The sequence below is a fragment of the Paraburkholderia gardini genome (assembly GCF_907164575.1).
Lineage (GTDB): Bacteria > Pseudomonadota > Gammaproteobacteria > Burkholderiales > Burkholderiaceae > Paraburkholderia > Paraburkholderia gardini.
Genome location: NZ_CAJQYY010000060.1, coordinates 1 through 4,332 on the forward strand (window position 1 = coordinate 1; position 4,332 = coordinate 4,332).

Consider the following 4,332-nt stretch of genomic DNA (forward strand, 5'->3'; position numbering starts at 1 on the left):
ACCTGGCTGAAAGGCTGGGGTGCTCGAAAGAGAACCGTCGCACAGGTGCTGCATGGCTGTCGTCAGCTCGTGTCGTGAGATGTTGGGTTAAGTCCCGCAACGAGCGCAACCCTTGTCCCTAGTTGCTACGCAAGAGCACTCTAGGGAGACTGCCGGTGACAAACCGGAGGAAGGTGGGGATGACGTCAAGTCCTCATGGCCCTTATGGGTAGGGCTTCACACGTCATACAATGGTCGGAACAGAGGGCTGCCAACCCGTGAGGGGGAGCTAATCCCAGAAAACCGATCGTAGTCCGGATCGCACTCTGCAACTCGAGTGCGTGAAGCTGGAATCGCTAGTAATCGCGGATCAGCATGCCGCGGTGAATACGTTCCCGGGTCTTGTACACACCGCCCGTCACACCATGGGAGTGGGTTTTACCAGAAGTGGCTAGTCTAACCGCAAGGAGGACGGTCACCACGGTAGGATTCATGACTGGGGTGAAGTCGTAACAAGGTAGCCGTATCGGAAGGTGCGGCTGGATCACCTCCTTTCTCGAGCTAGACGTGTTCCACGTTGAGCGCTCACGCTTATCGGCTGTGAATTTAGACAGACTCAGGGGTCTGTAGCTCAGTCGGTTAGAGCACCGTCTTGATAAGGCGGGGGTCGATGGTTCGAATCCATCCAGACCCACCAAAGTCTTGTCTGGTGAGCTGGCCGTCTAAAACCTCTGGGGCATCTGCATGACTGGGGGATTAGCTCAGCTGGGAGAGCACCTGCTTTGCAAGCAGGGGGTCGTCGGTTCGATCCCGTCATCCTCCACCAATCTTCAATGCACAGCATCTGGTTCGGTGAACCGGGCGTTATGCATTGGCGATTGAGCCAGTCAGAAAGATACGTGGTTATAGCAATCACGCAATCGGCTGTCGTTCTTTAACAATCAGGAAGAAGTAGTAAAGAGATTCACGAAAGGATACTTAGAGATGGGTGTCCGAGTAGGTGAATCAGGGTTGTGATTGTATCAATGTATTTTAAAGGGGAATCGAAAGATTGCTCTTGGAATACGGCGCAACACGAATACTCAACCTGTAGCGATGTGTCGCGAGACGCACTCGTTATAGGGTCAAGCGAACAAGTGCATGTGGTGGATGCCTTGGCGATCACAGGCGATGAAGGACGCGGTAGCCTGCGAAAAGCGGTGGGGAGCTGGCAAACGAGCTTTGATCCACCGATATCCGAATGGGGAAACCCGGCCCGTATGGGTCATCCGTAGCTGAATACATAGGCTGCGTGAAGCGAACGCGGTGAACTGAAACATCTAAGTAACCGCAGGAAAAGAAATCAACCGAGATTCCCAGAGTAGTGGCGAGCGAAATGGGATCAGCCTGTACTCTTTATCTTCATTGTTAGTCGAAGGCTCTGGAAAGTGCCGCCATAGCAGGTGATAGCCCTGTAGACGAAAACAGCGAGGAAGAACTAGGTGTACGAGAAGTAGGGCGGGACACGTGAAATCCTGTCTGAAGATGGGGGGACCATCCTCCAAGGCTAAATACTCGTGATCGACCGATAGTGAACCAGTACCGTGAGGGAAAGGCGAAAAGAACCCCGGGAGGGGAGTGAAATAGATCCTGAAACCGCATGCATACAAACAGTCGGAGCCTTCGCAAGGGGGTGACGGCGTACCTTTTGTATAATGGGTCAGCGACTTACATTCAGTGGCAAGCTTAACCGATTAGGGCAGGCGTAGCGAAAGCGAGTCCGAACAGGGCGTTCAGTCGCTGGGTGTAGACCCGAAACCAGGTGATCTATCCATGGCCAGGATGAAGGTGCGGTAACACGTACTGGAGGTCCGAACCCACTAACGTTGAAAAGTTAGGGGATGAGCTGTGGATAGGGGTGAAAGGCTAAACAAACCTGGAAATAGCTGGTTCTCTCCGAAAACTATTTAGGTAGTGCCTCGTGTATCACCTTCGGGGGTAGAGCACTGTCATGGTTGTGGGGTCCATTGCGGATTACTACGCCATAGCAAACTCCGAATACCGAAGAGTGCAATCACGGGAGACAGACATCGGGTGCTAACGTCCGGTGTCAAGAGGGAAACAACCCAGACCGCCAGCTAAGGTCCCCAAATATTGCTAAGTGGGAAACGAAGTGGGAAGGCTAAAACAGTCAGGAGGTTGGCTTAGAAGCAGCCATCCTTTAAAGAAAGCGTAATAGCTCACTGATCGAGTCGTCCTGCGCGGAAGATGTAACGGGGCTAAGCAATATACCGAAGCTGCGGATGCACATTTATGTGCATGGTAGGAGAGCGTTCCGTAAGCCTGCGAAGGTGCATTGAAAAGTGCGCTGGAGGTATCGGAAGTGCGAATGCTGACATGAGTAGCGATAAAGGGGGTGAAAGGCCCCCTCGCCGTAAGCCCAAGGTTTCCTACGCAACGTTCATCGGCGTAGGGTGAGTCGGCCCCTAAGGCGAGGCAGAAATGCGTAGCTGATGGGAAGCAGGTTAATATTCCTGCACCATTGTTAAATGCGATGGGGGGACGGATCGCGGAAGGTTGTCCGGGTGTTGGAAGTCCCGGTCCTTGCATTGGAGAAGGCGCTTAGGCAAATCCGGGCGCGTAATTCAAGGGTGCGAGGCCATTCACTTCGGTGAAGAAGCAACTGGAAGTGGTTCCAAGAAAAGCCTCTAAGCTTCAGTTTAACAAGACCGTACCGCAAACCGACACAGGTGGGCGAGATGAGTATTCTAAGGCGCTTGAGAGAACTCGGGAGAAGGAACTCGGCAAATTGGTACCGTAACTTCGGGATAAGGTACGCCCCTGTAGCTTGACTGGCCTGCGCCAGAAGGGTGAAGGGGTTGCAATAAACTGGTGGCTGCGACTGTTTAATAAAAACACAGCACTCTGCAAACACGAAAGTGGACGTATAGGGTGTGACGCCTGCCCGGTGCCGGAAGATTAAATGATGGGGTGCAAGCTCTTGATTGAAGTCCCGGTAAACGGCGGCCGTAACTATAACGGTCCTAAGGTAGCGAAATTCCTTGTCGGGTAAGTTCCGACCTGCACGAATGGCGTAACGATGGCCACACTGTCTCCTCCCGAGACTCAGCGAAGTTGAAGTGTTTGTGATGATGCAATCTCCCCGCGGCTAGACGGAAAGACCCCATGAACCTTTACTGTAGCTTTGCATTGGACTTTGAACCGGTCTGTGTAGGATAGGTGGGAGGCTTTGAAGCGTGAACGCCAGTTTGCGTGGAGCCGTCCTTGAAATACCACCCTGGTTTGTTTGAGGTTCTAACCTTGGCCCGTGATCCGGGTCGGGGACAGTGCATGGTAGGCAGTTTGACTGGGGCGGTCTCCTCCCAAAGTGTAACGGAGGAGTACGAAGGTACGCTAGGTACGGTCGGAAATCGTGCTGATAGTGCAATGGCATAAGCGTGCTTAACTGCGAGACCGACAAGTCGAGCAGGTGCGAAAGCAGGTCATAGTGATCCGGTGGTTCTGTATGGAAGGGCCATCGCTCAACGGATAAAAGGTACTCTGGGGATAACAGGCTGATACCGCCCAAGAGTTCATATCGACGGCGGTGTTTGGCACCTCGATGTCGGCTCATCTCATCCTGGGGCTGTAGCCGGTCCCAAGGGTATGGCTGTTCGCCATTTAAAGAGGTACGTGAGCTGGGTTTAAAACGTCGTGAGACAGTTTGGTCCCTATCTGCCGTGGGCGTTGGATATTTGAAGGGGGCTGCTCCTAGTACGAGAGGACCGGAGTGGACGAACCTCTGGTGTACCGGTTGTCACGCCAGTGGCATCGCCGGGTAGCTATGTTCGGAAGAGATAACCGCTGAAAGCATCTAAGCGGGAAACTTGCCTTAAGATGAGATATCCCCGGGGCTTCGAGCCCCTTGAAGGGTCGTTCAAGACCAGGACGTTGATAGGTCAGGTGTGGAAGCGCAGTAATGCGTTAAGCTAACTGATACTAATTGCCCGTAAGGCTTGATCCTATAACAAGTGTGTCTCAGGGTTCACACAGAACCCCGCGCACGGTTGAGTGATCAGTGTTGTGCCAGAAACAGCACAGCCCAAAGTAACACCGGGAGGCATCCTCTCAACTACTTCTTCCAGATTGGTTGTGCTGGCCCGGGCTTCAGAGCCCACCCAGCGCGACAACAAGTCATGCCTGATGACCATAGCGTGTCGGTACCACCCCTTCCCATCCCGAACAGGACCGTGAAACGACTCCACGCCGATGATAGTGCGGATTGCCCGTGTGAAAGTAGGTAATCGTCAGGCTCCCCAGCAGCAACAGAAACCCCACCCCAAAAAGGTGGGGTTTCTGCGTTTACACCGCCAT

General features: G+C 53.3%; 2 tRNA genes and 3 rRNA genes. All 5 read left to right on the plus strand.

Annotated features, from left to right (window positions below):
• A 16S ribosomal RNA gene (locus LPA34_RS26720) occupies positions 1-534 on the plus strand; the annotation flags it as partial.
• A 65-nt stretch (positions 535-599) separates the two neighbouring features.
• A tRNA-Ile gene (locus LPA34_RS26725) sits at positions 600-676 on the plus strand.
• A gap of 53 nt (positions 677-729) precedes the next feature.
• Positions 730-805, plus strand: a tRNA-Ala gene (locus LPA34_RS26730).
• Positions 806-1,101: 296 nt separating this feature from the next.
• Positions 1,102-3,982 (plus strand): 23S ribosomal RNA (locus tag LPA34_RS26735).
• A 175-nt stretch (positions 3,983-4,157) separates the two neighbouring features.
• Positions 4,158-4,271, plus strand: a 5S ribosomal RNA gene (rrf, locus tag LPA34_RS26740).
• The last annotated feature ends 61 nt before the right edge of the window (positions 4,272-4,332 follow it).